Origin of the sequence: Streptomyces sp. NBC_00252, from assembly GCF_036187565.1 — a bacterium.
GTDB lineage: Bacteria > Actinomycetota > Actinomycetes > Streptomycetales > Streptomycetaceae > Streptomyces.
Genome location: NZ_CP108087.1, coordinates 9377170 through 9404043 on the forward strand (window position 1 = coordinate 9377170; position 26874 = coordinate 9404043).

A 26874-nucleotide genomic window follows, 5' to 3' on the forward strand; every position below is an offset into this window, starting at 1 on the left:
CCGGCATGTCCGCGTTGACCGATGGGTGCACCTGGCGACTGCTTCAGGCCCATCTCCGGACAGGCGGCCCAGGGACCTCCCAGGCCCGTCGGGGCACGCTCTAGGACTTCAGGGCGACCTCGATCGTGTGATGCCCCTGTCCGTCCGCCGCGACGACGGGGTCACCGGCAAGCCCGTCGACCGTGCACGACTCCACCCGGCCTCCACCGCCGCTCAGCCGCACGTCCAGCGTCATGCCCCGGTACCGCAGCCCGCGCAGACTCACCGGCCCCCAGGCCGACGGCAGGCACGGGGCCAGCCGTAGCGAGTCGTCCGTGAAGGTCAGGCCGAAAAGGCCCTCGTGGATCAGGCGGAGGTACGCCGTCGCCGACCAGGTCTGGTCCGGCTGGGACACGAAGTGGTCCGCGTGCCCGCTCGCGCCGCCCTGCCAGCCACCGTCGACCTTGCCGGTCACCGAGTCGTACAGCTCGTAGAAGCCGCCGCTCGCGGTGACCAGGTCGGCGAGGGTGTCGACGGCGAGGGCGAACGGCTCGCTGCGGCCCGCGTCGGCGGCGGCCTGGCCGTAGAGGCCGTGGACCATCGGCCAGACCATCACGTTGTGCCGTCCGGGATGCCGGTCGTCGAAGCGAGGGAAGTGCGGCCAGACGTTGACGATGCCGTACGGCTGCCAGTGCGTGGAGTCCAGGATCTGACCGGCGCGCCGGCTGTCGGCGACGCCGAGGAGGATCGCGAGGGCCAGGCCCGCGCCCTCCTGCGAGGTGTCGAGGCGTCCGGCGAGGGGGCCCTCGCCGTGCACGAGGTAGCCGTAGGTCCCGGCGTCCGCGCGCCACAGGTGCTGGTCGATCGCCGTACGGAGGTGCTCCGCGTCGGAGCGGAACGAGGCGGCCTGCACGGGGTGGCCGAGGGCCTCCGACATGGCGGCGAGGGCCTGATGGGCGCCGTAGTAGAGGCAGTTGGTCGACAGGCACATGAGTTTCGCGGCGTGCGGGTGGTCGAGGACGAACGAGGAGTGCACGGACTTCGACGCGGGAGGGCTGGGGTAGCCGGAGATGCCGTCGTTCATGAAGCCCGGGCCCGCGAAGAGGCCGAACGACGGGTCGAAGTGCTCGGCGCGGCGGGCCGCGAGGGTGCGTGCGGACGTGTCGTAGGCCCGGGCGAGGAAGTCACGGTCGCCGGTGACCAGGTAGTGGTGGTGGGCGGCCAGCACCCACACGATCTGGTCCCACCACTGGTTGTCCTGCTGGACGACGAGCCCGTCCCGCGCCCGGTCGACCACGGACCACAGCGTGTTGCGGCCGACGTCCGGCGCGAGAAGGCTGACCCCGCTCCACGCGTTGACCGCCGCGTCCCGGGTCCAGCGCTGCGGCGCGGGATAACCGCCGCCGGCCCGCACGACCGTGCCCGGGGGATAGGACAGCAGGCCGGAGCGGTCGTACACCGCGCGGTCGGCGCCGATGGTGTTCGCGCCGGACACGGAACGGAGCGCGGACGCGTGGACGGTGCCGAGGCGGCGCTGGACGGTCTGGTCGTCGAAGGTGAGGGTGGGCATGGTGTAGCCGTTCCCGGGGGCCGGGCCCTGGGCACCCGCCGGGACGGCCGTCGCCCCGGCGATGGCCAGCGCGATCAGAAGCGCCCGCCGTGAGATCCCGCGTTCAGCTGCCACGTTCCGTCCTCTCGGGCCTCCGGGGTCGAGATGATCCCGGGAGCCCTGAGAACGATGGTGCCCCCTCGGCGGTAGCGTCGGGCGCCGGGGTCGAACACGGTTGCGGTGGCTTCCGGAGGCGGCCGCCACGACCCGGGTCACACGCCGTGGCTCACACGTTCTGCAGATACGCCAGCACGGCCAGCACCCGCCGGTGTCCGCTGTCGCTCGGCGGCAGGCTCAGCTTCAGGAACACATTGCCGATGTGCTTGCTGACCGCGCGTTCCGTGACGACCAGGGTCTCCGCGATCGTCGTGTTGTCGTGGCCCTCCGCCATCAGCTTCAGCACCTCGCGCTCGCGCGGGGTCAGCGAGTCCAGCGGTGAATCGCGCCGCCGGGTCAGCAGCTCGGTCACCACCTCGGGGTCCAGCGCGGTACCGCCGGCCGCCACCCGGTCCAGCGCGTCGAGGAACTCGTCCACGCGCCCGATCCGGTCCTTGAGGAGATAGCCGACCCCGCTCGCGCCGACGCCCAGCAGCTCGGCGGCGTACGACTCCTCGACGTACTGCGAGAGCACCAGCACCGGCAGTCCCGGGATGCGCTCCCGTGCCTCCAGCGCGGCCCGCAGTCCCTCGTCGCGGAAGCCGGGCGGCATCCGGACGTCGAGGACGGCCACGTCCGGCCGGTGTTCGAGCAGCGCGGGCAGCACCTCGGGCCCGCTGCCGGCGACGGCCACGACCTCGTGCCCCGCGGAGGTCAGCAACAGGACCAGGCCCTCCCGCAGCAGGGCGTTGTCCTCGGCGATCACGACTCTCACGTCAGTTCCGCCTCGACCACGTTCACCAGACGCACGGCAGCTCCACTTCGATCACGGTAGGTCCCCCCACGGGGCTGGTCACAGTCATGCTTCCGTCGAGCGCGGCGACCCGGCGCCGCATACCGAGCAGCCCCGAACCACCCGCCTCTCCCTCAGAGCCGGCAGCCTGGGAGGGCCCACCGGCTCCGCCCCGGCCCTCGTCGCGCACCTGGACACGCAGTCCGGTGCGGGCACGGGCGAGGTGGACGTCGGCGCGGTCGGCGCCGCTGTACTTCGCCGCGTTGGTCAGCGACTCGGCGATCACGAAGTACGCCGCCGCCTCCACGGCCGCCGGGGCGCGCGGCCCGTCGTGGCCGTCGATCAGCCCGTCCACGGTCACGGTGACGTCGAGCGCGCTGCCGGCGGCGAGCGCGCGGACCGCGCCGACCAGGCCGCGGTCGGTGAGGATCGGCGGATGGATGGCCCGCACCACGTGCCGCAGATCCGTCAGCGCCTCCTCGGCCAGCGTCTGCGCGTCGTCCAGCATCCGGCGCGCCGCCTCCGGGTCCTGGTCGTAGGCCCGCTTGGCGAGCCCGATGCGCAGGGACAGGGAGACCAGCCGGGCCTGGGTGCCGTCGTGCAGATCGCGTTCGATCCGGCGCAGCTCGGCGCCGTGCGCGGCGATCGCGCCCGCCCGGGTCTGCGTCAACTCCTCGACGCGCACGGCTAGTTGGGCCTTCGGTGAGGGCTTCAGCAGGACGGTGGACCAGTGCGCGTCGAGATCCGCGAGCCGGCCGATGAGCGGCAGGACGACGGCCCGGCGGCGCAGCAGCCCGCACCACACCCCGTCGACGACCAGACCCAGCGGCCACAGCGGCAGCATCAGCACGGGCAGCGTGCCGTAGGCGTAGTAGGCGACCATCCAGCGGAAGTCGGTCAGCGTGCCCGGGTCGCGGACCGCCGTGCGCAGCCGCTCGCGGACGGTGCCGGTGAGCGGCTGGTACGCCTCGGGGATCCTCCGGCCCGTCCACCCGCCCGCCTGCTGCCGCTTGGCCCCGGCGATGCGCCGTATCAGCAGCACCGTCTCGGGGAGCATGAACGCGCCGACGACCGTGGCCGTGGCGATCGCGGTGAGCAGGAGCACGGTGATGAAGATGTACGACCCGAAGGTCATCGCGGCGGAGACGACCAGCTGGACCGTCGCCCGGCCGGCCTGCCGCACGGTGGCGCGCATGAAGATCAGGTTAGGCGCATCCGTCCGGGCGAGGGGGAGCGGACCGCCGGGCGCGGGTGCGGCGCGGTCCACCGCCGGGCGGGGGGACCGCTCCCTCGCGGCGCCGGGCGGGCGCCGGAATCGTCGGGGCAACACGTCAGCCAGGGTCCACATCTGCTCGAGCGCGAGGAAAGCGTGCGGGAGACGGCGAGGGGGCTCGTCCGCTCAAGGCGCCCCGGCTCCGGAGGCGAGGGCTCGGTCGCGCACCTGCTGTCCCGCGGCCGCCTTACGGTGACCTTACTTGAGTTAGGCAAGCATATGCGACTTACTTGAGTCAGGCAACGGTATGGATTTGCTTGAGTCAGGCAAGCAGGACGGTAGGATGGCGTGCATGTCCACCTACGGCGGCATCAGCGAGACGCGATCGCTCGCGCGCGATGGCGGGCAGCACCTGCTCGTCGCCGTGGACGAGCCGGACAACGCCGAACTCCTGTCCACCACACTGGAGTTGGCGGGCTACCGGATCAGGATCGCCGGCAGCGGCACCGAAGTGCTGACACGGCTCGCGGAGCAGCGGTTCGAACTGGTCGTCATCGACGCCGAGTTGCCCGAGATGGACGCCCTCGCGCAGGGCCGCAGGCTCGTCACGCACCGCCCGCCCGTCCTCCTGCTCACCGCCTGGGACGCCCTCGACAAACTGCTGCCCGAACTGGGCGCGGGGGAGCGGGACTACGTCACCAAGCCCTTCCGGATCGCCGAAGTGCTCGCCCGTATCCAGGTGTTACTGCGCGGCAGGGCGGGCGGTGGCCGGGACGGCGCACTGCACTACGCGGACCTGGTCCTGGACGACACCACCTGCCAGGCCCGGCGCGGCCGGCGCACCCTCGACCTCACGCCCGCCGAGTACCGGCTGCTGCGCCATCTCCTCGTCAACGCGTACAAGGTGCTGTCCAAGGAGCAGATCAGCCGATACGTCTGGGGCGACTTCCGCGGCGACAACGCGATGGAGCAACTCGTCTCCCGCCTCCGGCGCAAGGTCGACCAGGAGGGCCCGGCGCTCATCCACACCCGCCGGGGCTTCGGCTACTGGCTCGGACGGGCGGCCGACGAGGGGTGAGTGTCCCGCCAGGGGGTTGCGGGGATTGGCGGAGCAATCCCCGGCCACACCTTCCGCACCAGCCGCTGGGACCACGGCTGCACCGGCGGCGACGCGGACGGCGGTCTGACCGGCCTCGCCGGCAAGCGCGTCGGACTCATCGGCACCGGCGCCACCGCGATCCAGTTCGTGCCCCATCTCGGGCGCGACGCACGGCAGTTGTACGGGCTCCAGCGCACCCCGTCCTCCGTCGACGTACGCGGCAACCGGCGCACCGATCCCGAGTTCGCCCGGATGCTCGGCCCCGGCTGACACAGTGCCGTAGGGACAACTTCCGCGCGCACGTGGCCGGTTGGGGCGCCGTCGAAGACCTGGCCAAGTGGACGCGCTGGTCGAGGATCAGGCCTTCAGCCGGCCCGACGTCATGCTCGTCGACACGGCCGGCCAGGGCGGCGACGGCGGAGGGGTGGGCGTCTCAGTCCCGCGCCGTGAGAATGCTCAGCGCGTTCGCGACCACCACGGCACCGATGCCCGCCCACTCCGCCCAGCCCAGCCGCTGCCCCAGGCCGATCCACCCGACCACGGCGGCGAGCACCGGATTGACGCTCATGAACAGCCCGAACGCCGGAGCCGGCACCTTGCGCAGGGTGAACAGGTCGGCCAGGTACGGCACCGCCGACGACAGCACCCCGGCCGCCACCGCACACGCGGCCGCCGAGAGCGTCGGCGGATGCCGGACCGCGACGACGATCCCGACCGGCAGGAACATCAGCGCGGACACCCCGGCCGCGGCGGCCGACCCCTGTGCGCCGGGGAGACGCCTGCCGACGGTCCGGTTCAACAGGATGTACGACGCCCAGCACGCGGCGGCCAGCAGCCCGAGGGCCATGCCCAGATAGTCGGCCGAGGGTCGCGGCCGCATCAGCGTCACCACCCCCGCCAGCGCGATCAGCGCACAACAGGCGTCCACGCGGCGCCGGGTGGCGGCGAGAGCGATGGACAGCGGCCCCAGGAACTCCAGCGTCACCGCCAGTCCGAGCCCGATGCGGTCGATCGCCGTGTAGAGGGACAGGTTCATCGTCCCGAACACCACGGCGAGCAGCAGCACCGGCCACCACTGCCGCCAGGTGAACTCCCGCAGCCGGGGCCTGCCCACCGCGAACAGGACGGCCGCGGCGACGTACTGACGCACCGCGACCACCCCCACCGGCCCGATGACCGGGAAGGCGAGCGAGCCGATCGCGGCCCCGGTCTGGTTCGAGAGCCCGCTGCCGGCCATGGTGGCGATCCCGGCGGGACCCACGCGGGACGGCCGCGGGGCGCCAGGTGCCGTGGTGGGCACGGGAGTTGTCGCTGCGGAGGCTCCGGACATGCTCCGATCGTGCGCCCGGTCGGCACTTGCGCAAAATGCATTCGGGAGAAGATCTATACGCTGGACTCATGGATCCGGAGCTGCGACAGCTGCGCTGCCTCGTCGCGATCGTCGACGAGGGCACCTTCACCGACGCCGCCGCCACCCTCGGCGTCTCCCAGGCGGCCGTCTCCCGCACCCTCGCCTCGCTCGAACGCGACCTGGGCGTACGGCTGTTGAGGCGCACCTCCCGCTCGGTCACCCCGACGAGCACCGGCGCACGGGTGGTCGCGCACGCCCGGCGGGTGCTCGCCGAGGTCGACGACCTGGTCCGGGACGCCACCTCCGGCCATGTCCATCTGCGCGTCGGCTACGCCTGGTCGGCGCTCGGCCGGCACACCCTCTCCTTCCAGCGCCGCTGGAGCCGCGCGCACCCGGACACCGATTTGCACCTGGTCCGCGTCAACTCGGCCACCGCGGGGCTCGGCGAGGGCGCCTGCGATCTGGCCGTGCTCCGCCGACCGCTCGACGACCGGCGGTTCGAGTCGGTCATCGTCGGGCTGGAGCGACGGCTGTGCGCCATGGCCTCCGACGACCCCCTCGCCCGGCGCCGCTCGGTCCGGCTGGCCGATCTCACCGGGCGCACCCTCCTCGTCGACCGCCGCACCGGCACCACGACCGCCGACCTGTGGCCGCCCGACTCCCGGCCCGCCACCGAGGACATCCACGACGTGGACGACTGGCTCACCGTCATCGCCACCGGCCGCACCGTCGGCGTCACCGCCGAGGCGACCGCCCACCAGTACCAGCGCCCCGGAATCGTCTACCGCCCGGTGCGCGACGGCGAGCCGATCGCCGTACGCCTCGCCTGGTGGAAGGACGATCCGCACCCCGCCGCCCAGGCCGTGCTGGAACTGCTCACCGCGCTCTACCGCGAGCCCTGAGTCACCCGGGGCGGCAGCATGCCTGCAATACGGCGGACAAAATTGTTGACAATCTTGTTTGGCTAGATTTAGGTTCGACAGGCACTCACTCAGGGAGGGCAACGATGCCGAAAGAAGCCCGTCCGAGCACCGGGGAGCAGGCCAAGCAGCATGCGCTCACGCAGCTGCGGCAGGCGATCCTGCACGGCGACATGGCACCGGCACAGCGGTTGGTGGAGAACGAGCTCGCCGAGCAACTTGATGTGACGCGGGCCAGCATCCGCGCGGCACTGATCGATCTGGCGGCCGAAGGACTGGTCGAGCGGATCCGCAACCGGGGTTCCCGGGTGCGGGTGGTGACCGTGGAGGAAGCGGTCGCCATCACGGAGTGCCGCATGGTCCTGGAGGGACTGTGCGCGGCCAAGGCGGCCGTCGCGGCCAGCGACGACCAGCTGGCCGAACTGGCGGACCTGGGCCGGGCCATGACCAAGGCCGTGGCCGACGGCGAGCCCGTCACCTACTCCGAGCTGAACCACGAACTCCACGACAAGGTGCGGGAGTTCTCCGGCCAGCAGACGGCCGTGACCCTGCTGGAGCGGCTCAATGCCCAACTGGTGCGTCACCGCTTCCAGTTGGCGCTGCGGCCGGGGCGTCCGCAGCAGTCCCTGAACGAGCATCTGGCGATGATCGAGACGATCACGGCCAGGGACCCACAGGCGGCCGAGGCGGCCGTCCGCGCCCATCTCGCCAGTGTGATCGAGGCGTTGCGCGACTGACGCGCCGCGAACCGGCACACCGGGGACGGGCGCACACCTGTCCACCAAGGAGATTCGAGCAATGACGCACGGCAACGCGCCCGCCACCCCACGATCGACACTCGTCGTCACGGCGCACGCCGGGGACTTCGTCTGGCGGGCGGGCGGGGCCATCGCCCTCGCCGCCGCCCGCGGCGAGAAGGTCACCATCGCCTGTCTGACCTTCGGTGAGCGCGGCGAGTCGGCCAAGGCCTGGCGCGAGGGCAAGAAGCTGGACGAGATCAAGGCGATACGCCGGGACGAGGCCGAGCGCGCCGCGGCCACCCTCGGCGCCGAGGTCCGCTTCTTCGACGCCGGCGACTACCCTCTCGTCGCCACCGCCGAGTTGACCGACACCCTCGTCGAGGTCTACCGCGCCACGCAGCCCGATGTCGTGCTCACCCACCCCACCGAGGACCCGTACAACGGCGACCACCCGGCCGCCAACCGGATGGCGCTGGAGGCCCGCGTCCTCGCGCAGGCCATCGGCTACCCCGGCGAGGGCGAGATCATCGGCGCCCCGCCGGTCTTCTACTTCGAGCCGCACCAGCCGGAGATGAGCGGCTTCAAGCCCGAGGTCCTGCTCGACATCACCGAGGTCTGGGACACCAAGCGCAAGGCCATGGAGTGCCTCGGCGCCCAGCAGCACCTGTGGGAGTACTACACCGACCTGGCCGTCCGCCGCGGCGTCCAGCTCAAGCGCAACGCCGGCCCGAACCTGGGCCTGGCTCACAAGACGATGGCCGAGGCGTACATGCGTCCGTACCCGCAGATCGCGAAGGAGCTGGCATAACCATGGGCGGCGTGATTGTCACCAACCCTCCGAAGGCGGACGCCGAGGACGTCGAGGCGCTGGCCGCGTTCGGAGTTGCCACCGTCAGCGAGGCCATGGGCCGCACCGGTCTCCTCGGACCGTCGATCCGCCCCGTACAGCAGGGAGTCCGGGTCGCCGGCACCGCCGTCACCGTGCTCGGCTGGCCCGGCGACAACCTCATGATCCACGCGGCCGTGGAGCAGTGCGGCGCGGGCGACATCCTCGTCGTCACCACCACCTCCCCGTGCACGGACGGCCTGTTCGGCGAGCTGTTCGCCACCGCGCTCCAGCAGCGCGGGGTGCGCGGAGTCGTCCTCAACACCGGCATCCGCGACACTCAGGAACTGCGCGACATGGGCTTCGCCGCCTGGTCCCGTGCCGTCTCCTCGCAGGGCACCGTGAAGGCCACCGGCGGTTCGGTCAACGTGCCGATCGCCATCGACGGCCAGGTCGTCCGCCCCGGTGACGTGATCGTCGCCGACGACGACGGCGTGGTGGTCGTACCCCGCGAGAACGCCCGCGAGACCGCCCGGAAGTCCGAGGCCCGCGAGGCCAAGGAGGCCGCCACCCGCTCCGCCTTCCTGGAAGGCCAACTAGGCCTGGACCGCTACGGGTTGAGGGACACCCTCAAGCAGCTCGGCGTCGAATACCGGACGTACGAGGAGTACACGGGAGACGAGTCGTGAGCGGGCCCGCGGAGGTCCGCTGCATGCTGATGCGCGGCGGCACCTCCAAGGGCGCCTATTTCCTGGCCGAGGACCTCCCCGCCGACACGGCCGCCCGCGACGACCTGCTGCTGCGGGTCATGGGCAGCCCCGATCCGCGCCAGATCGACGGCCTGGGCGGCGCCCACCCGCTCACCAGCAAAGTGGCCGTGGTCTCCGCCTCGGACGACCCCGAGGCCGACGTCGACTACCTGTTCCTGCAAGTCGCCGTCGACCAAGCCGAGGTGACGGACCGTCAGAACTGCGGCAACATCCTCGCCGGAACAGGCCCGTTCGCCGTGGAGCGGGGGCTCGTGGCCCCCGCCGACGGTGAGACCTCCGTCCGCATCCGCATGCTCAACACCGGGGAACTGGCGATCGCGACCTTCCCCACTCCGGACGGGCGGGTCGACTACTCCGGCACCGCCGAGATATCCGGCGTCCCCGGCTCGGCAGCACCCGTGGTGATCGAATTCCCCCAGGGCGGTGGCCAGTTGCTGCCCACGGGACACGTCCGGGACACGATCGCCGGGATCGAGGTGACCTGCGTCCACAACGGCATGCCGGTCGTCCTCGTCCCGGCCGCCGCACTGGACGTCACGGGCTACGAGACGCCCGCCGACCTGGAGGAGAACGCCGGCCTCGCCGCCCGCCTGCGGGAGATCCGCCTGGCGGCCGGGAAGCTGATGGGCCTCGGTGACGTCGAGCACACCACGATCCCCAAACTCAGCCTGCTCGCCCCGCCCACGGACGGCGGCGCGGTCATGACCCGCACCTTCATTCCCGTACGCTGCCACACCTCCATCGGCGTCCTGGGCGCCGCGAGCGTGGCGGCGGGGCTGCTGCTGCCCGGCGGGGTGGGGGAGGGCATCGCGGAAATACCCGTACAAAGTGACCGAATTCGCATCGAGCATCCCAGCGGATTCCTAGACATCGAAACTAGCGTGGACGCCGGACCCGAGGGATCCGCTCCCGTGGTCCGCAGCACCGCGGTCGTCCGCACCGCACGCAAGATCTTCGACGGCACCGTCTTCCCCCGGCCCGCCGCCCCGACTCCCGCACCCGCACGACCCCTTGGAGGCAACGATGGCTCCGCCGCTCGGTGACATCGCCCATATCGGCCACGCCCAGCTCTTCACCCCGGACCTGGACGCCAGTGTCGCCTTCTTCACCGACTACCTGGGCCTCACCGTCAACGGCCAGGACGGCGACACCGTCTACCTGCGGACCTACGACGACTACGAGCACCACAGCCTGGTCCTCACCGCCCGCGACCAGCCGGGGCTCGGCCGCCTCGCCCTGCGTACCTCCAGCGAGGAGGCACTCCAGCGCCGTATCGAGGCGGTCGAGGAGGCGGGCGGCACCGGCCGGTGGGTCGAGGACGAACCCGGCCTCGGCAAGCTCTACGTCACCACCGACCCGGACGGCCACGAGCACGCCCTGTACTGGGAGAGCGAGCACTACCGGGCGCCCGACGAGCTGAAGCCCGCGCTGAAGAACCAGCCGCAGGCCAAGCCCAACCGGGGCGTCGGCGTACGGCGGCTCGACCACATCAACTTCCTCGCCGCGGACGTGCTGTCGAGTGCCGAGTTCCAGCAACAGGTTCTGGGCGCCCGGCCGACCGAGCAGATCCGGCTCGACAGCGGCCGGATCGCGGCGCGCTGGCTGACGTACACGAACAAGTCGTACGACATCGTCTACACCGAGGACTGGACCGGTTCGACCGGGCGGCTGCACCACATCGCCTTCGCGACCGACACCCGCGAGGACATCCTGCGCGCGGCCGATCTCGCCATCGACACCGGTGTGTTCATCGAGACCGGCCCGCACAAGCACGCCATCCAGCAGACGTTCTTCCTCTACGTCTACGAGCCCGGCGGCAACCGCATCGAGTTGTGCAACCCGCTCACCCGGCTCGTCCTCGCGCCCGACTGGCCGCTGATCACGTGGACCGAGGAGGAGCGGAAGAAGGGGCAGGCCTGGGGGCTGAAGACCATCGCGTCCTTCCACACCCACGGGACTCCGCCGGTCGCCTGAGAGCCGCTGAACGCGACGCGGGAGCCACCCCTCAACGATTGTCGATGAGATTGTTGACAAAAACGTTGACTATCCAGGGGGTGGCTCCTTAGCGTCTAGCGCACCAAGCACGAGAGGTAACCAACGATGTCTTCCTCCCCCTCCCCGTCCCCCGCCCCGACCGCGCGCGCCGGCAGACTGGCCCTGCTGGTCATCGGCCTGTGCTGGCTCGCCGTGCTCTTCGACGGCCTCGACATGTTCATCTACGGCTCGGTGCTGCCGCACCTGCTGGAGACGAAGACCTTCGGCCTCACCGCCGACCAGGCCGGCGATCTCGGCAGCTACGCCACCTTCGGCATGCTGGTCGGCGCGCTCGCCGCGGGCACGGTCGCGGACCGGATCGGCCGCAAGCAGCTGATGATCGCCTGCGTGACGCTGTTCTCGCTGGCCTCCGGCATCTGCGCCGTCTCGGGCAGCGTCGAGGTGTTCGGCCTCGGCCGCACCCTCGCCGGTGTCGGCCTCGGCGGACTGCTGCCCACCGCGATCAGCATGGTCTCCGACTACGCCCCGCGCGGCCGGGTCGCCCTCACCATCGGCATGCTGATGACCGCCCACCACGCGGGCGGCATCCTCTCCGCCTACGTGGCCAAGTGGCTGGTGGAACCGGTCGGTTGGCGTGCCGCCTTCTGGGTGTGCGTCGTCCCGCTGCTCTTCGTCCCGGTGCTGCTGAAGTTCCTGCCCGAGTCGCTGAGCTTCCTGGTCGCCAAGGGCCGCACCGACGAGGCCCACGCCCTCGCCGAGCGCTTCGAGGTCGAACTGCCCGCCGTCACCGGCAAGAAGACGGCGGCCGACCGGTGGGACGCCCTGCTCGCCCTCTTCCGCGGCGGCGAATGGCTGCAGACCCTGCTGTACTGGCTGGCCTCCTTCGGCGGCCTGCTCCTCGTCTACGGCGTCGCCACCTGGCTGCCCACCCTGATGCGAGCCGAGGGCTACGAACTCGCCAACGCCCTCACGTTCGTCGTCGTGTTCAACCTCGGCGGCATCGTGGGCATGCTCGTCGCAGGCCGCGCCGCCGACCGCTTCGGCGCCCCGCGCATCTCGGCGATCTGGTTCGCGCTCACCGCCGTCGGCGTCTTCCTGCTCGGTGTCCACATGAACCAGGCCGTGACGATGCTCGTCGTCTTCCTCACCGGCGTCTTCCTCAACAGCGCCCAGACGATGATCTACGCGACCGTCTCCATCCGCTCCACCCCGGACAACCGTGCCACGGCGGTCGGTTGGACCTCCGGCATGGGCCGCTTCGGCGCCGTCTTCGGACCGTGGCTCGGCGGGCAGCTGCTCGCCTCCGGCAACGGCGACTGGGGCTTCACGTCCTTCGCCATCGCCGGTCTGTCGTCCATGGTGTTCATCGGCATCGCGGCGCTGCGCGGCTCCAAGCAGGCCGAACAGACGGGCGTCGAGCGGGAGTTGGCCGTCAGCCACTGACCGCACCCCGGCCCGGGTGACAGGGGCAGGACCGGACGCCGGCCACCGCGAGGACGCGGGGGCCGGCGTCGGTGTGTCCGCACCTCCCGGTCCGCTCGGTGCCCGGGTATGAAGGAGCGCCTGTCGCCCAAGGGGGCGCAGGCGCGGGCCGGTTGACGGGGGGGCGTGCCTCAGTCCTTGCCCATTTGGTCCTCCGCCGACAGGTGTTCCACCGTCCTGCCCGTCTCCGTGAACGTCCGCGTGACGTACCCCGAGGAGTACACCCACAGGATGCGCAGCGGGGTGTCGCCGATGTTCCGGAAAAGGTGGGGGATCGGAGAGGGGACGTACGTCGTGTCGTACTGCTCCAGCTTCGTCACCTCGCCGTCGACCACCACCTCCGCGCGGCCCTCCAGAACGGTCACGTGCTCGTCGCAGTTGTGCGAGTGCAACGGCGCCCCGGAACCCACCGGATACACGCTCATCCCACTGGTGATCAGGTTCTCCCCGCCCGCCGACGGCGTCGTGATCAGCGGGGTCGTCGCGACGGCACCGCCCCGGTCGAGCACGGGCACGGAGGCGACCTTGATGATCGTGGTCATCCGGAGTTCCTTTCCACTTACATGCTTCTGCGGCGAACGACGTTAGGCCGCGCACGCGGGAATGGCTGCCCTCTGGCATGCAGCTTTACCTTGCATTTCCGGAGGGGTGAGCTTCCCGGACCCGCCTGTACGGTCGGCACGCATCGCACGGATTCCCGGACCGTGCAGGTAACGCGCCGGAAAGAAAAGGCAGGTATAGGCCCCATGAGGCTCCCCGTTCTCACAGAAGAGGAAATGGACCCGCGCCAGCGGGAACTGGCCGCCCGCATCGCCGGCCGGCGCGGCGCCGTCCGCGGACCCTTCCGGGCCTGGCTGCACAGCCCGGAGATGTGCGAGCGCGCCGAATCGCTCGGCGCCTTCGCCCGGTTCGACTCCAGCCTCCCCAAGCACCTGAGCGAACTCACGCTGCTGATGGCCGCCCGCAACTGGGACGCGCAGTACTCCTGGAACGCCCATGTGCACCAGGCGATCGAGGCCGGCATCCCCGAGGCCGCCGTCAAAGCGATCGCCGAGAAGCGCGAGGCCGTCTTCGACAACGAGGCCGACCAGGCGTTCTACCGGTTCTGCCGGGAGATCCTCGACGACCACTTCGTCACCGACGAGACCTTCGCCGCCGCCCTTGAGCACTTCGGCTCCAAGGGCCTGGTCGACACCATCGGCGCGCTCGGCAACTTCACCATGCTCGGCATGTGCCTCAACACCTTCCAGGTGGACCTCCAGGCCGACAAGGAACCGCCGTTCCCGGACATCCGCGGCTACGGCCGGATCGCCCCGGACGGCGCCGACGGCACCGAGTCACGGCCGTGACAACTCCGGGGGGAGGCGCGGTACTTCGCGTCCGGGGGGTCACCAAGAGCTTCGGCGGCGCGGCTGCGCTCAAGGGTGTCGACCTCGACCTGTACCCGGGTGAGGTGCACGCGCTGATGGGCATGAACGGAGCCGGCAAGTCCACGCTGGTGCAGGTCCTCTCGGGCAGCCACCAGGCCGACGCCGGCACCGTCGAGGTCAACGGGCAGGCGCAGCACGGACTCACGGTCCGCAAGGCACGCCGGCTCGGCGTCGCGTCGGTGCCCCAGCGCCGGGAGCTGGCGATGGGGCTCACCGTCGCCGAGAACGTGCTGCTGGGCGACCTGCCCACACGCGGCGGGGCCGTGCGGTGGAAAGAGGTCGACTCCCAGGCCCGCGCGGCGCTTGAGGGCCTCGGTATCGACATCGACGTGACACGCACCGCGGCCTCGCTGACCGTCGCCGAGCAGACCATGGTCGAGGTGGCCCGCGAGGTCCGCCGCGGCGGCCGCATTCTGATCCTGGACGAGCCGACCGCCTGTCTGAGCGCCGAAGCGGCCCACCAGATACGGGAGTTGGTGCGCACCCTGCGCGACGAGGGCGTGGCCGTCGTCTACATCTCGCACTACATCGACGAGGTGCTGGCCGTCGCCGACCGGGTCACGGTGCTGCGGGACGGAGCCGTCGTACGCAGCGCCCCCGCCGCCGAGTTCGACGCCGCCTCCCTCGTGCGCGGCATGGTAGGCCGGGACGTCGTGTCCCAGCGCTCCCAACGGCCCGCGCCCAAGGACGAGTTCGGGCTCACCGTGCACGGCCTCACCGACGGCCGGGCGGTACGGGACTTCACCGTCGAGGTGCGCAAGGGCGAGATCGTCGCCGTGCTCGGGCCGGCCGGGGACGCGCAGTCGCGCCTCTTCGACCTGCTGTCCGGGCGCCGCCGTCCCGACACCGGGAGGCTCGCCGTGGACGGAACTCCGGTGCCGTTCGGGCGAGTTCGCGCCTCCCTCGCCGGCGGGCTGCGCTGTGTCACCGGGGACCGGCGGGCCCTGGGCCTGGTCCCGGAGCTGTCCCTGGACGAGAACCTGATGCTGGCCGGGGACCGCTTCGCCCGCCGCCGTATCCACCGGCGTACCCAACTCGCCCGCCGCGCGGCCCCGTTGCGCCGCGACTACGGCGTGGTCGCCCTCGCCGGGAACCCGCCGGTGGGCGCGCTGTCCGGCGGCAACCAGCAGAAGGTGCTGCTCGCCAAGTGGCTGCAGACCGAGCCGGTCGCCTGCTTCCTGGAGGACCCCACCAACGGGGTCGACATCGCGGCCATGGCCGACATCCACGTCCTCGTCGACGACCTCGCCTCGCGCGGAGTCGCCGTCCTGCTCGCCTCCTCGTCCGCCGAGGAGGTCATGCGCCTCGCCGACCGGGTCGTCGTCGTCAGCGCGGGCCGCACGGTCGCCGAGCACGACATCGACGCCATCACCCACGACGAACTCGTCGCCACCGCCCTCGGAGGTCAACCGCAGTGAGCGTCAAGACACTTCCCGACGCCCCCGGCGTCTCGGACCCGCCCGGGAAGGCACGCCCCCGGCTCACCCTGGCCGCACTGCGCGGCGCCCCGCACACCGGGCTGATCGCCGTCCTGATCGTGGTGATCGTCGCCACCTCGATGCGGACCGACTCGTTCGCCACCGACACGAACGTCATCAACATCCTGCGCCAGGTCAGCGTCGTCGCCGTGATCGCGGCCGGGCTCACGCTGCTGATGACCGCGGGCGGCATGGACTTCTCGATGGGCAGCAACGTCGCCGTGACCACCGCGGTCGGGGCGCAGCTGCTGGCGCACGGCCACTCCACCGCGTTCACCGTCGTCGTCTCGCTCGTGCTGGCCACGCTGATCGGCCTGGTCAACGGGGTGGTCGTGACGTTCACGAACGTGGCCCCGTTCGTCGCCACCCTCGCCACGGCGACCCTGCTCGACGGCGTCGCCCTGCTGGTGCTCGACAGCGTCAGCGTCTCCATCGGCACCAAGATGTTCGCCCTCGGCAACGACAAGGTCCTCGGGGTGCCGTACCTGCTGGTCGTGGCGATCCTCGTCCTCCTGGCGACCGCCCTGGTCATGCGGTTCACCGTGTTCGGCCGCGACGCCTTCGCGATCGGCGGCAACGAACACGTCGCCCGGCTCAGCGGCATCAACGTCACCGCCCGCAAGCTCTCCCTCTACGCCCTGACCGGCGCCCTGTCCGGACTCGCAGGCCTCATGCTGCTGTCCCGGCTCAGCGGCAGCAGCCCCGGCACCGGCGGCCTCTCGCTCCAGCTCCAGGCCGTCGCCGCGGTCGTCATCGGCGGCACCGCCCTCGCCGGCGGCCACGGCACGATCGTCGGCACCGCGCTCGGCGTGGTCCTCCTCGGCGTGGTCGCCAACGCGCTCAACCTGCTCCAGGTCTCCAGCAACTACCAGTCGGTCTCCGTCGGCGGGGTGCTGCTCATCGCGGCCATCGCCAACGAGATGCACAAGGCACGTTCCGCACGTCATTGACCGGCCATACCCACTTTCCCTCTTTCCCCGAATGGCGGTTCACCATGAGAATGTCGCTCCGTTCCCGCAGATCCGTGCTCGCCGCGTTCGCCGGCACCACGCTCGTCCTGAGCGGGTGCGGTTCCAGTGACGACAGCGGGAGTTCCGGCGATGTCACCCTCGGTTTCGTCAACGGCGGTGACACCGAGTTCCACAGCTGTCTCCAGAAGGCGGTCGAGCAGACGGCGAAGACGGAGAACGCGAAGGTCTTCACCGCCAACTCGCACCAGAATTCCACCACCGAGCTGTCCAACATCGAGGACATGACCTCGCGCAGTGTGAGCGCCCTGATCGTGCAGACGGTCAACGTGGACGCGCTGAAGGGCGACATCGCCAAGGCGAAGGCCGCGAACATACCGATCTATCTGACCTCCGTCGCCACCAGCGACGTGAACGACATCCTCGGCGCGGCCGTCGTGGACCTGCCCAAGGTCGGCGCCCTGGACGCCGGCTGGGTCGCGACCGACGCGGGCGGCAAGAGCGTCGAGGTCGGCGTGATCGCGGGCGCGCCGGGCGCCGCCTCCGACCTCCTCGTGGGCGGCTTCACCAAGGCGCTGCCCAGCACCGCGAAGGTGGTCGCGAACCAGCCGGGCATGTTCAACCCGGTGAAGGCGCAGGACGTGGCCGAGAACATGATCCAGGCCCACCCGGACCTGGCGTACGCGTTCGTCGCCTCCGAGGACATGGCGCTCGCCGCCCGCAAGGCGTTCGACGCGGCCGGCAAGAAGGACGTCAGGATCGTCACCGTGAACGGCACGGAGGAGGGCCTCGCCGCCGTCAAGGACGGCCGTCTCTCCGCCACCGTCGCCAACTCGGCCATGGCGATCGGGCAGACCGCCGTCCGGAACGCGGTCGGTCTGCTGGCCAAGAAAAAGGTTGACAAAATTGCCAACATTCCTCTTTTGTTGGTCACCAAGGACAACCTGAGCAAGGCCCCCCAGTACTGCCCCAAGTAGACGGAGTCCGGTGCCGGGAGCGACACCTGCCTCATTGTTGACCGAGCCGCCCGTCCGTCACACAGCCGGAATGTCCAAGTGGAGCCGCTACCAGGACATCCCGGCCGGCGTCGGACCCATCAGTACGACCGGCACCGCCGCCGGGGCCCACCCCTGGCACCCGTGGGCCTCCGGAGGAATCATGGACCGACTGCTCCTCATGCACAGCTTCGTCACCGTCGCACAGGCCGGGAGCTTCAGCGGCGCCGCCAAGAAGCTGGGCTCGTCGGGCTCGCTCGTCTCGCGCCACGTCGCCGAGCTGGAGCGGCAGGTGGGCGTGCGCCTGGTCAACCGCACCGCCCGCTCGGTCAGCCTCACCGAACCGGGACTGAAGTACGCCGAGTTCGCCGCCCGCATCCTCGACGAGATCGAGGCCGAGGACGCCGTCATCTCGCACCTCCACGACCGCGCCGAGGGCACCCTCAGCATCATCTGCCCCAAGTGGATAGGCAGCCTGGACCTCGGGGACGCCATCGCCGCCTTCTCCGCGGCCCACCCCAAGATCCACGTCCGCTTCGAACTCGGCGGCATGTCGGACCGTACGTACGACTTCCTCGACAGCGGCTTCGACGTCGCCTTCCACACCCGCGACCTGCGCGACTCCAGCGTCCGCCTCAAGAAGATCGCCTCCCTGCCCTTCGTGCTCTGCGCCTCCGAGAAGTACCTGGAACGTGGCGGCCCGCTCACCGAGCCCAACGGCCTCGCCCACCACGACTGCCTCGTCCACGTCAACGACCCGGTCTGGCGCATCGGCCACGGCCACGCGTCCACCCTGCACAAGATCCGCAACGTGGCCTTCTCGTCGAACTCGTACCTCGCGCTCCAGAAGGCCGCCGTCCACGGCCGCGGCATCGCCCTGCTGCCCCAACGCCCGGCCTACGACGACCTGATGAGCGGCGCCCTGAAGGTACTGCTTCCCGAACTCGCGGTCCCCGACCGCCCCCTGTTCGCGATCTACGGCCCGGGCCAGGCGACCCCGCGCAAGGTCAGCGTGTTCCTGGACTTCCTCTCCGAATGGTTCTCACAGAATCCCATTCCGGCCATCCCGTCCTGAGGACCGTCCGGCGGATCAGGCCATAGCCGCAAGAAACGATTGCGTATTCAGACGAGCCCGGACCATTGAGGCCTTCACGTCCCGAAATCTAGGCTCGCCGGGCGACCCGCGAAACGAGGCATCCATGGGAATCCAGAGAATCGAATCCGTCACCTACGGGATCGACGACGTAGCCGAATGCGTCCGTTTCTTCGACGACTTCGGGCTGTTCCTGCTGGAGCGGACCGACGAGCACGCGGTCTTCGAGACCCTGACCGGGCAGACCCTGCACCTGGACACCGTGCCCGGCCCCCTGCTGCCCCCGCCGCTGGAGACCGGGCCCACCCTCCGCGAGATCGTCTGGGGCGTCGACACCCGCGAGGAACTCGCCCGGCTCGGCGCCGAGTTGAACCGCGACCGCACGGTCCACGAGAGCGCCGACGGCGTCTTCCACACCGTCGACGAGAGCGGCTTCGGCGTCGGCCTCACCCTGGCCCGCCCGAAGAACGCCGACGTCACCCCCCGCCCCGCCAACGCGCTCGGCAGCGTCGACCGCTGGAACTCCGCGCTGGAACCGCTCACCCGGGCCTTCCCGCTGCGCATGTGCCATGTCGCGCTGAACATCGTCAAGGAGGGCCGCGAGAAGGCCGTCGCCTTCTACACGGACCGGCTCGGCTTCCGGCCCACCGACATCGTCGAACCGATGGGCGTCTTCATGCAGGCACCGGGCGACGACGACCAGCACACCATGCTGCTCTGCCACCGCCCCGACCGCGCCGGCATCAACCACATCGCCTACGAGGTCCCCGGCTTCGACGACGTCATCGAGGGCGGCAACCACATGATCGAGCGCGGCTGGCGGGAGGCCCGCAAGCTCGGCCGCCACACCGTCGGCTCGAACGTCTTCCGGTTCCTGCACGCCCCCTGCGGAGGCCGCGTCGAGTACGCGGCGGACATGGACCGCGTCGACGACACCTACGAGACCCGCGTCCACGAGACGACCCCGCCCCACCACATCTGGGCGCTGCGCTCCAACCGCGACCAGGACGCCCCCGCCACCTGACTCTCCTCCCAGCCTGAGAGGGCACCCACTCATGACCTCCGACCACGGCTACCCCGCCGTCCGCATGTACATCGCGGGCGAGTGGTGCCAGGGCGGCACCGGACGGACCGCCCCGATCGTGAACCCGGCCACCGAGAAGGTGATCGGCGACGTACCCCTCGCCACCACCGCCGACCTCGACCGCGCCCTCGACGCGGCCGACGAGGGCTTCCGCGTCTGGCGCGCCACCCCGACGGCCAGGCGCTCCGCGATCCTGCACGCCGCCGCAGACCTCATCACCGAACGCGCCCCCGAGATCGGCCGGATCATGGCCCAGGAGCAGGGCAAGCCGCTCCGCGAGGGCACCACCGAGGCCCTGCGCACCGCCGACACCCTGCGCTGGCACATCGAGGACGCCCGCCGCGCCTACGGCCGGATCATCCCGTCCGCCCCCGGCACCGTCCTCACCGTGCGCCGCGAACCGGTCGGCCCCGTCGCCGCGTTCGTGCCCTGGAACTTCCCCGTCGGCGGCCCCAACCGCAAGCTCTCCTCCGCCCTGTCCGCGGGCTGCTCGATCGTCATCAAGGCCTCCGAGGAGACACCGGGCACCGCCGCCGCGCTGGTCGCCTGCTACGCCGACGCGGGACTCCCGGCCGGTGTCCTCAACCTCGTCTTCGGCGAACCGGCCGAGGTCTCCGCCCACTTGATCCCCTCGCCGACGATCCGCCTGGTCGCCTTCACCGGCTCGGTCCCCGTCGGCAAGCTCCTCGCCGCCCGGGCGGGCGAGGTCATGAAGCCCACCCTCATGGAACTCGGCGGCCACGCCCCCGTCATCGTGTGCGCGGACGCCGATCCGGTGAGGGCCGCCCGCAAGGCAGCGCAGGCGAAGTTCTTCAACGCCGGCCAGGTGTGCACCTCCCCGAGCCGCTTCTTCGTCCACGCGAGCATCGTCGAGGAGTTCACCGCCGAGTTCGTGAAGGCCGCCCGGGAAGTCACCGTAGGAGACGGCCTCGACGCCGACACCACCATGGGCCCGCTGGCCAACGAGCGCCGCCTGCACGCGATGGAGACCCTCGTCGCCGACGCCGTCGAACGCGGCGCCGAGGTCCTCACCGGCGGCCGACGCCTGGAGCGCGACGGCTACTTCTACGCCCCGACCGTCCTCACCGACGTACCGGCCGACGCGCGGCTGCTGCACGAGGAACCCTTCGGCCCGCTCGCTCCGATCGTCCCGTTCACCGACCTCGACGAGACCCTCGCCGTCGCCAACTCCCTGCCGTACGGCCTCGCCGCCTACGGCTTCACCGAGTCCGCCGCGACCGCCGAGAAGCTCTCGGACGCGCTGGAGGCCGGCATCCTCTCCCTCAACCACTGCGGCGGCTCCGTCGCCGAGGCACCCTCCGGCGGTGTCAAGGAGAGCGGCTACGGCAGGGAGGGCGGACCCGAGGCCCTCGACGCCTACCTGATCACCAAGCGCGTCTCGCACCTGCTGGCGGGCTGAACCGCCATGAGATACACGCGAGTCGCGGTCGGCGGCCGGGCGGTGTGGGGCCGCGTGGGGGAGGAGCACATCGAGCTGCTGTCCGAGTCCCCGCTCGACGGCGACCCGTCCGTGATCGGCAGCGTGCCGGTGGCCGAAGCCCGGTGGCTGCCCGTCGTCGTACCGCCCGTGTTCTACGCGGTCGGCATGAACTACCCCCGGCACATCGCGCACGCCCGCGCCGAGACCCCGGACCGCCCCGAGGTCGGCTACCGGGCCAACAACGCGCTCACCGGCCACCGTTCACCCATCGTCAAGCCGGCCGCCGTCGAAGGCCGCTTCGAGGCCGAGCCGGAACTCGTCGCCGTGATCGGCCGCACTCTCCGGCACGCCACCTACGACGAGGCCCGCAAGGCCGTCTTCGGCTGGACCATCGGCAACGACGTGAGCGCCCGCACGTGGCAGCACCAGGACCGCTCGTTCTGGCGCAGCAAGAACAGCGACACGTTCAAGCCGATGGGCCCCTGGATGGAGACCGACGTCGACGCCCTCGCGCAGACCACGACCCTCCGGGTGAACGGAGAGGTTCGCGCCTCGTTCGCCACCGGCGACATGGTCTTCGACCCCTTCGACCACATCGTCGAACTCACCAGGCACCTCACCATGCACCCGGGGGACGTGCTGTGGATGGGCGCCGAGTCGACCTGCCAACTCGAACCCGGCGACACCGTGGACATCGAGATCAGCGGCATCGGCGTCCTGTCCAACCCCGTACACAGCGAAGGGAATCCGTCATGAGCAGCGCACCCCGCTACATCCACCACGTCAACTTCCCCACCACCGACCCCGACCGGACCGCCGAGTGGTACACGAAGGTCTTCGGGATGAAGCGCATCATGCCCAAGTCCAACACCCGTGTGGTGCTGATGACCCGCGGCAACTTCGACCTGCACTTCACCCCCGTCGAGGAGATGGAGCGCATGGCGCCCTATCACTTCGCCGTCGAGGTCGACGACTGGGACGACTTCCTCGCCCACCTCAAGGACCTCGGCATCCGGCACACCCGGCCGATCGAACGCCCCGAGAACCAGTCGAAGTTCTGCTACATCCACGACCCCGACCACACCATGATCGAGCTCGTCTTCCACGGCCGCCGCCCCAACTAGCCACCCGCGTACAGGAGTTCACCCCCATGCCCCTCGCCGACTCCGACGGCACCTCCATCTACTACGAGCGCCACGGCAGCGGTCCGGCGATCCTGTTCGTGCACGGCAGCGGCGGCCACCACGCCGCCTGGTGGCAGCAAGTGGCCGCGCTGCGCGATGAGTTCACGGTCGTCACCGTGGACCTGCGCGGCTTCGGCAAGTCCGACTCGTCGATGACGGAGTTCGACGGCCAGGACTTCCCCGGTGACGTCGTCGCCGTCCTCGACCAGGAGGACCTGGCCGACGTCATGCTGGTCGGCCAGTCCATCGGCTCCGTCGCCGCGCTGCGCGCCGGACTGCTCCGCCCCGAGCGGGTCGGCTCCGTCGTGCTCGGCCACTCGCTCGGCGGCATCAGCCACCCCGAGCTGAAGGAACTCGCCGCCGCCGACCGCGCCGAGGCCGTCAAACTGCCGGTCATCGACCGCCTGTTGACCAAGCGCTTCCAGCAGGAGCGGGCCGACCTCACCTTCCTCTTCCAGCAGATGGGCACGTTCAACGTCGCCCGGATGCAGGACCTGCGCAACCTCGACACCGACGGCCCGTCCCTGGACGACATCCAGAGCTCGGGCGTGAAGGTCGCGTTCCTCGCCGGCGAGAAGGACGCGGTGCTCAGCGTCAAGACCGTCACCCGCGCCCACGAACTGCTGCCCGGCTCCCACCTGGAGATCGTCCCTGGCGCCCCGCACTCCATGTACTGGGAGACGCCCGCCGAGTACAACGCCGCCGTCGCCCACCTGCGCCGCACCCTCACCGCACCGAAGGAAGCAGCATGAGCAGCCTCACCCTGGACGCCGCCGAGGAGATCATCGACGCCGCCCACAAGCGCGCCCAGTCCCTCGGAAAGGCGGTGAGCGTGGCCGTCGTGGACGCGGGGGGTTTCCCCATCGCCATCCGCCGCCCGGACGGCGCCCGCCCGCTCACCCCGGACATCGCGCGCGCCAAGGCGTACACGGCCGCCATCATGCAGCGCCCCGGCAAGATGCTGAAGAAGTGGCAGGAGAGCCAGCCCGTCTTCTTCGGCCAGCTGTCCCAACTCCCGGGCGCCGCCATGCCGATCATGGCCACCGAGGGCAGCCTCACCATCAAGAGGGACGGCGAGATCATCGGCGGCCTCGGCATCGCGGGCGGCACCGCCGACGAGGACCAGCAGATCGCCGAGGAGGTCCTCGCCTCGCTCGGCTACGAACTGGAGTTCGCCGCCTGGGGTGTCGCGGGCAAGCCGGCCCCGTCCTCGTCGCCCTCGTCGTCCCCGTCCGGAAAGGACGCCTGACCCATGGCGGACACGTTCAACTACCGCATCGACCACCACGGCAGCCTGGTCCGCCCCGCCGAACTGACCGCGGCCCGCGCGGCAGGCGACCCCGAGGCCCTGAAGGAGGCGGAGCTCCAGGCGGTCAAGGACGCGGTCGTCTTCCAGCGCAAGCTCCGCTCCACCGTCGTCACCGACGGCGACTTCCCCCGGGAGGACTTCCGCAGCGCGGTCCTTGACGGGGTGTCAGGTTTCCGGCGCACCGGCGAGACCGACGCCGACGGCCTCACCCGCTGGGTCGCGGAGTCCCTCCCCAAGGCCAACGGCCCGCTCCTCGCGGACTGGACGGCCCGGCTCACCGAACTGACGGTGATCGCCCCGAAGGCCTCGCTGCCGTCACCCGCGTACCTCGCCGCCACCACCTTCCAGCCGGGCCACGGCCCTGCCTCCGCACGGGAGTTGGGGGAGGCCCTCGCCGAGATTCTCGCCGCCGAGATACAGCTGCTGGTCGCCAAGGGCGTCCGCCTGATCCAGCTCACCAACCCGCTGCTGCTGGGCCAGTTGGCCACCGACCCGGCCGACCCCGGCGCGCTCTCCTTCGCGGACGCGCTCGCCGTCGACGCCCTGGCGGTACGCCTGGACGACCGCCCCGAGGGCGTACGCATCGGCCTCGCCCCCGGCCCGGTCGCCCCCGCCGCGATCGACTGGGCGCGTGCCGAGCAGCTCTACGGCGAGATCGCCGCCGACCGCTGGATCCTCCCCTTCGACCAGGGCACCCCGGCCGAACTCGCCCTCGTCAAGGCCCTCCCCGAGGACCGCGACTTCTGCCTCGGCGTCGTCGACGCGACCGTGCCCGAGCTGGAGGACATCGACACGGTGATGGCCAGGCTCGACGCGGTGGGGGAGTTCAAGGACCTGGAGGACGGGGCCGTGGCGCCGTCCCGGGGTTTCGCCGACGTGGCGAGCCGGCCGCTGCTGAGCACCGAACAGCAGCGCCGGAAGATCGAGTTGGTAGAGACCGTCGCACGGTACGTGTGGGGCAACGAGTTCTGACACGAGGGCCGGGAAGCGCGTCCGCACGCTTCCCGGCCCGTCTCCCTCAGAGCACCTCGGCGAACGTCACCTTGCGGTCGGTCAGCAGGGGCCAAATGGTCTTCACGATCAGCTCGTCGAAGTGTTCGGCCGCCTTGTGCGCGTCGAACCCGGCCCGGTCGGCGTACTGCTCGTACAGCACGAAACTGCCGGGCACATCCGCCTCGGCGTGCACCTCGTAGGCCAGGTTCGCCGGTTCGGCACGGGTGTGCTCGCGCACTTTCAGCAAGGCGGCACGCACCGTGGCCTCGTCGGCGGGCTCGCAGAGGTAGCGGGCGATGACTGCGTAGGCCATGTCGTGTCTCTCCTCGGTGTTCCTGGGCTCATGGACTGCCGTCCGGCCAGCCGATTCCAGCATGGAACAACCCTGCGCCGACCCGCGCACGGCGCAACCAATGCCTGCCGCCGCGGGACTGGTGGCACCGCCCCCACATGGTGTGTTGTCGCATCCGGCCCACTGCGGCCGACGACTGTGCAGACCGCGGACCCGCACCGCGGCGGACGAAGGAAGTGATCTTCATGCGAAGCCTGGAAACCCTCTCCGGCGGAGAGTGGGTGACGACCGGCGAGTGGATCGAGGTGCACGACCCCGCCGACGTCCGCACCCCCCTCGCGCGCATCCCCGCCCTCGCCGCCAAGGACGTCACCCGCGCCTACGACCACGCCGAACGCGGCTTCGCCGGATGGAAGCGGACCAGCCCCTTCGAGCGCGCCCGGATCTTCACCGCGGCGGCCGGGCTGATCCGCGAGCGGGTCGACGAGATCGCCGCCGACGTCACCGCCGAGAACGGCAAGACCGTCGCCGAGGCCCGCGGCGAGACCCTCAAGGCTGCCGACTTCCTCGACTACTACGCGGGCCTGGCCCGCCAGGGCTACGGCACCCTCCTGCACGACGCCCGCCCGGACACCCGCGTGCACACCCAGCGCGAGCCGATCGGCGTGATCCTCGTGATCAGCCCCTGGAACGACCCGCTGATCACCCCGGCCCGCAAGCTCGCCCCGCTGCTCGCGACCGGCAACGCGGCCGTGTTCAAGCCCGCCACCGAGACACCGTTGTCGGGCCTGCACTTCGCCCGCGCCCTGCACGACGCGGGTCTGCCCGCCGGGGTCCTGAACGTGGTGACTGGCCGCACCGCCGAGATCGAGGAGCCGCTCCTCGACGACCCGCGCATCGCCGCCATCACCTTCACCGGCTCGAACGAGGTCGGCAACCGCATCCGCCGCCGTCTCGCCGACCGCAACGTCCGCTTCCAGGGCGAACTCGGCGGCAAGAACGCCTCCGTGGTCCTCAGGGACGCCGACCTGCCGTTCGCCGCGAGGACCGTCGTAGCGGCTTCGTTCGGCCAGGCCGGACAGCGCTGCACCGCCACCAGTCGGGTGATCGTCGAGCGGCCGGTGTACGACGAGTTCACCCGACTCCTGGTCGCCGAGGTCGAGGCGCTGAAGGTCGGCCCGGGCAGCGACCCGGCGACCACCCTGTGCCCGCTCTCCAGCCCCAAGCAGCGCGACGGCGTCCTCGCCCATCTCGCGGGGGCCGTGGAGCAGGGCGCGACCGTCCTCACCGGCGGCCACGCGGACACCGAGGGCGATCGCGCATACGGCTGCTTCGTCCAGCCGACCGTCCTCGCCGACGTCACCGCCGAGACGGCGATCTGGCGGGAGGAGGTCTTCGGCCCGGTCCTCGCCGTCCGCGCCGTGGACGACTTCGACCAGGCCGTCGACGCGGTCAACGACTCCCCGTTCGGCCTGGCTGCCGCCGTGTTCACCCGCGACCTGGCCTCCGCCCACCGCTTCGCGGACGACGTCGAGTGCGGCCAGATCGCGGTCAACGCCACCACCCCCGGCTGGGACGTCCACCTGCCCTTCGGCGGCTTCCACGACTCCGGGACGGGCTACAAGGAGCAGGGCGACGAGGTCCTGCGCTTCTCCACCCGCGTGAAGACCGTCGCCGTGCACTTCGGCACCTGAGAACGTCGGTACGACAGAGATTTCGGTACGACAGAGAAGA

General features: G+C 70.9%; 28 protein-coding genes. 22 read left to right on the forward strand and 6 right to left on the reverse strand.

All coding sequences use genetic code 11. The features are described from left to right. Positions 1-100: 100 nt before the first annotated feature. The 3 genes from OHT77_RS41745 to OHT77_RS41755 form a co-directional block, all read right to left on the reverse strand. Positions 101-1663, reverse strand: coding sequence for an MGH1-like glycoside hydrolase domain-containing protein (locus OHT77_RS41745; RefSeq protein WP_328833573.1), 1563 nt, complete (start codon positions 1661-1663; stop codon positions 101-103). A gap of 151 nt (positions 1664-1814) precedes the next feature. Beyond that, on the reverse strand, positions 1815-2459 hold the full coding sequence (locus OHT77_RS41750) for a response regulator transcription factor (RefSeq protein WP_328833574.1): 645 nt from the start codon (positions 2457-2459) through the stop codon (positions 1815-1817). A 22-nt stretch (positions 2460-2481) separates the two neighbouring features. After that, complete coding sequence (locus OHT77_RS41755) at positions 2482-3672, reverse strand: sensor histidine kinase (RefSeq protein WP_328833575.1); 1191 nt, start codon at positions 3670-3672, stop codon at positions 2482-2484. A gap of 370 nt (positions 3673-4042) precedes the next feature. Here OHT77_RS41755 and OHT77_RS41760 point away from each other — a divergent pair, with 370 nt between their 5' ends. Both OHT77_RS41760 and OHT77_RS41765 read left to right on the forward strand, forming a co-directional pair. Beyond that, the gene (locus OHT77_RS41760; RefSeq protein WP_328833576.1) at positions 4043-4768 is read left to right on the forward strand and encodes a response regulator transcription factor; all 726 of its coding nucleotides are present in this window, start codon (positions 4043-4045) and stop codon (positions 4766-4768) included. Then, positions 4769-5059, forward strand: a complete 291-nt coding sequence (locus OHT77_RS41765; RefSeq protein ID WP_443048182.1) for a hypothetical protein — start codon at positions 4769-4771, stop codon at positions 5057-5059. It abuts the gene before it with no gap. A gap of 163 nt (positions 5060-5222) precedes the next feature. On the opposite strand, the gene OHT77_RS41770 is transcribed toward OHT77_RS41765, so the two are convergent. Beyond that, positions 5223-6119 carry an EamA family transporter gene (locus OHT77_RS41770; RefSeq protein ID WP_328833577.1) on the reverse strand — a complete coding sequence of 299 codons (897 nt, stop codon included), beginning with the start codon at positions 6117-6119 and terminating at the stop codon, positions 5223-5225. 68 nt (positions 6120-6187) lie between these two features. Between OHT77_RS41770 and OHT77_RS41775 the strand changes: the two genes are divergently transcribed. The 7 genes from OHT77_RS41775 to OHT77_RS41805 all read left to right on the forward strand — a co-directional run bounded on the left by OHT77_RS41775 (position 6188) and on the right by OHT77_RS41805 (position 12834). Continuing rightward, positions 6188-7042, forward strand: coding sequence for a LysR family transcriptional regulator (locus OHT77_RS41775; protein ID WP_328833578.1), 855 nt, complete (start codon positions 6188-6190; stop codon positions 7040-7042). Between the two features lie 104 nt (positions 7043-7146). Further along, positions 7147-7797 carry a GntR family transcriptional regulator gene (locus OHT77_RS41780; protein ID WP_328833579.1) on the forward strand — a complete coding sequence of 217 codons (651 nt, stop codon included), beginning with the start codon at positions 7147-7149 and terminating at the stop codon, positions 7795-7797. A 61-nt stretch (positions 7798-7858) separates the two neighbouring features. After that, positions 7859-8608 (forward strand): PIG-L deacetylase family protein, encoded by a 750-nt coding sequence (locus tag OHT77_RS41785; protein ID WP_328833580.1) that lies wholly within the window; start codon positions 7859-7861, stop codon positions 8606-8608. 2 nt (positions 8609-8610) lie between these two features. Beyond that, positions 8611-9315, forward strand: coding sequence for a 4-carboxy-4-hydroxy-2-oxoadipate aldolase/oxaloacetate decarboxylase (locus tag OHT77_RS41790; protein ID WP_328833581.1), 705 nt, complete (start codon positions 8611-8613; stop codon positions 9313-9315). Next, positions 9312-10439, forward strand: a complete 1128-nt coding sequence (locus OHT77_RS41795; protein ID WP_328833583.1) for a 4-oxalomesaconate tautomerase — start codon at positions 9312-9314, stop codon at positions 10437-10439. The genes OHT77_RS41790 and OHT77_RS41795 overlap by 4 nt, the downstream gene beginning before the upstream one ends. After that, positions 10420-11370: a catechol 2,3-dioxygenase gene (locus tag OHT77_RS41800; protein ID WP_328833584.1), complete on the forward strand. Its 951-nt coding sequence runs from the start codon at positions 10420-10422 to the stop codon at positions 11368-11370. Before OHT77_RS41795 ends, OHT77_RS41800 begins: the two co-directional genes overlap by 20 nt. 126 nt (positions 11371-11496) lie before the next feature. After that, positions 11497-12834, forward strand: coding sequence for an MFS transporter (locus tag OHT77_RS41805; RefSeq protein ID WP_328833585.1), 1338 nt, complete (start codon positions 11497-11499; stop codon positions 12832-12834). Between the two features lie 170 nt (positions 12835-13004). Here the strand turns inward: OHT77_RS41805 and OHT77_RS41810 are convergent, their stop codons facing one another. Further along, a complete protein-coding gene (locus OHT77_RS41810; protein WP_328833586.1) occupies positions 13005-13415 on the reverse strand; it encodes a cupin domain-containing protein in 411 nt (136 codons plus the stop codon). Positions 13416-13649: 234 nt separating this feature from the next. Here OHT77_RS41810 and OHT77_RS41815 point away from each other — a divergent pair, with 234 nt between their 5' ends. From OHT77_RS41815 to OHT77_RS41870, 12 genes are all read left to right on the forward strand, one after another. Next, the gene (locus OHT77_RS41815) at positions 13650-14222 is read left to right on the forward strand and encodes a carboxymuconolactone decarboxylase family protein (protein WP_328833587.1); all 573 of its coding nucleotides are present in this window, start codon (positions 13650-13652) and stop codon (positions 14220-14222) included. Further along, positions 14219-15721 carry a sugar ABC transporter ATP-binding protein gene (locus tag OHT77_RS41820; protein WP_328833588.1) on the forward strand — a complete coding sequence of 501 codons (1503 nt, stop codon included), beginning with the start codon at positions 14219-14221 and terminating at the stop codon, positions 15719-15721. Before OHT77_RS41815 ends, OHT77_RS41820 begins: the two co-directional genes overlap by 4 nt. Beyond that, on the forward strand, positions 15718-16731 hold the full coding sequence (locus OHT77_RS41825; protein WP_328833589.1) for an ABC transporter permease: 1014 nt from the start codon (positions 15718-15720) through the stop codon (positions 16729-16731). Before OHT77_RS41820 ends, OHT77_RS41825 begins: the two co-directional genes overlap by 4 nt. Before the next feature lie 44 nt (positions 16732-16775). Next, complete coding sequence (locus OHT77_RS41830) at positions 16776-17726, forward strand: sugar ABC transporter substrate-binding protein (protein ID WP_328833590.1); 951 nt, start codon at positions 16776-16778, stop codon at positions 17724-17726. A gap of 181 nt (positions 17727-17907) precedes the next feature. Continuing rightward, entirely contained in the window at positions 17908-18819 is a 912-nt protein-coding gene (locus OHT77_RS41835) for a LysR family transcriptional regulator (protein ID WP_266775028.1), read from the forward strand. A gap of 124 nt (positions 18820-18943) precedes the next feature. After that, positions 18944-19861 carry a VOC family protein gene (locus OHT77_RS41840; protein ID WP_328833592.1) on the forward strand — a complete coding sequence of 306 codons (918 nt, stop codon included), beginning with the start codon at positions 18944-18946 and terminating at the stop codon, positions 19859-19861. A 31-nt stretch (positions 19862-19892) separates the two neighbouring features. Continuing rightward, positions 19893-21341 carry an NAD-dependent succinate-semialdehyde dehydrogenase gene (locus OHT77_RS41845; protein WP_328833593.1) on the forward strand — a complete coding sequence of 483 codons (1449 nt, stop codon included), beginning with the start codon at positions 19893-19895 and terminating at the stop codon, positions 21339-21341. 6 nt (positions 21342-21347) lie between these two features. Continuing rightward, complete coding sequence (locus OHT77_RS41850; RefSeq protein ID WP_328833594.1) at positions 21348-22118, forward strand: fumarylacetoacetate hydrolase family protein; 771 nt, start codon at positions 21348-21350, stop codon at positions 22116-22118. Beyond that, the gene (locus OHT77_RS41855) at positions 22115-22486 is read left to right on the forward strand and encodes a VOC family protein (RefSeq protein ID WP_019069936.1); all 372 of its coding nucleotides are present in this window, start codon (positions 22115-22117) and stop codon (positions 22484-22486) included. The genes OHT77_RS41850 and OHT77_RS41855 overlap by 4 nt, the downstream gene beginning before the upstream one ends. A 26-nt stretch (positions 22487-22512) precedes the next feature. Beyond that, positions 22513-23298, forward strand: coding sequence for an alpha/beta fold hydrolase (locus tag OHT77_RS41860; RefSeq protein WP_328833595.1), 786 nt, complete (start codon positions 22513-22515; stop codon positions 23296-23298). Further along, on the forward strand, positions 23295-23795 hold the full coding sequence (locus OHT77_RS41865; protein ID WP_328833596.1) for a GlcG/HbpS family heme-binding protein: 501 nt from the start codon (positions 23295-23297) through the stop codon (positions 23793-23795). The genes OHT77_RS41860 and OHT77_RS41865 overlap by 4 nt, the downstream gene beginning before the upstream one ends. Before the next feature lie 3 nt (positions 23796-23798). Next, complete coding sequence (locus tag OHT77_RS41870; RefSeq protein ID WP_328833597.1) at positions 23799-24827, forward strand: methionine synthase II (cobalamin-independent)-like protein; 1029 nt, start codon at positions 23799-23801, stop codon at positions 24825-24827. A 46-nt stretch (positions 24828-24873) separates the two neighbouring features. Here the strand turns inward: OHT77_RS41870 and OHT77_RS41875 are convergent, their stop codons facing one another. Further along, complete coding sequence (locus OHT77_RS41875) at positions 24874-25161, reverse strand: putative quinol monooxygenase (RefSeq protein ID WP_328833598.1); 288 nt, start codon at positions 25159-25161, stop codon at positions 24874-24876. A 224-nt stretch (positions 25162-25385) separates the two neighbouring features. Here OHT77_RS41875 and OHT77_RS41880 point away from each other — a divergent pair, with 224 nt between their 5' ends. Further along, positions 25386-26834, forward strand: coding sequence for an aldehyde dehydrogenase family protein (locus OHT77_RS41880; RefSeq protein ID WP_328833599.1), 1449 nt, complete (start codon positions 25386-25388; stop codon positions 26832-26834). Positions 26835-26874: the final 40 nt, after the last annotated feature.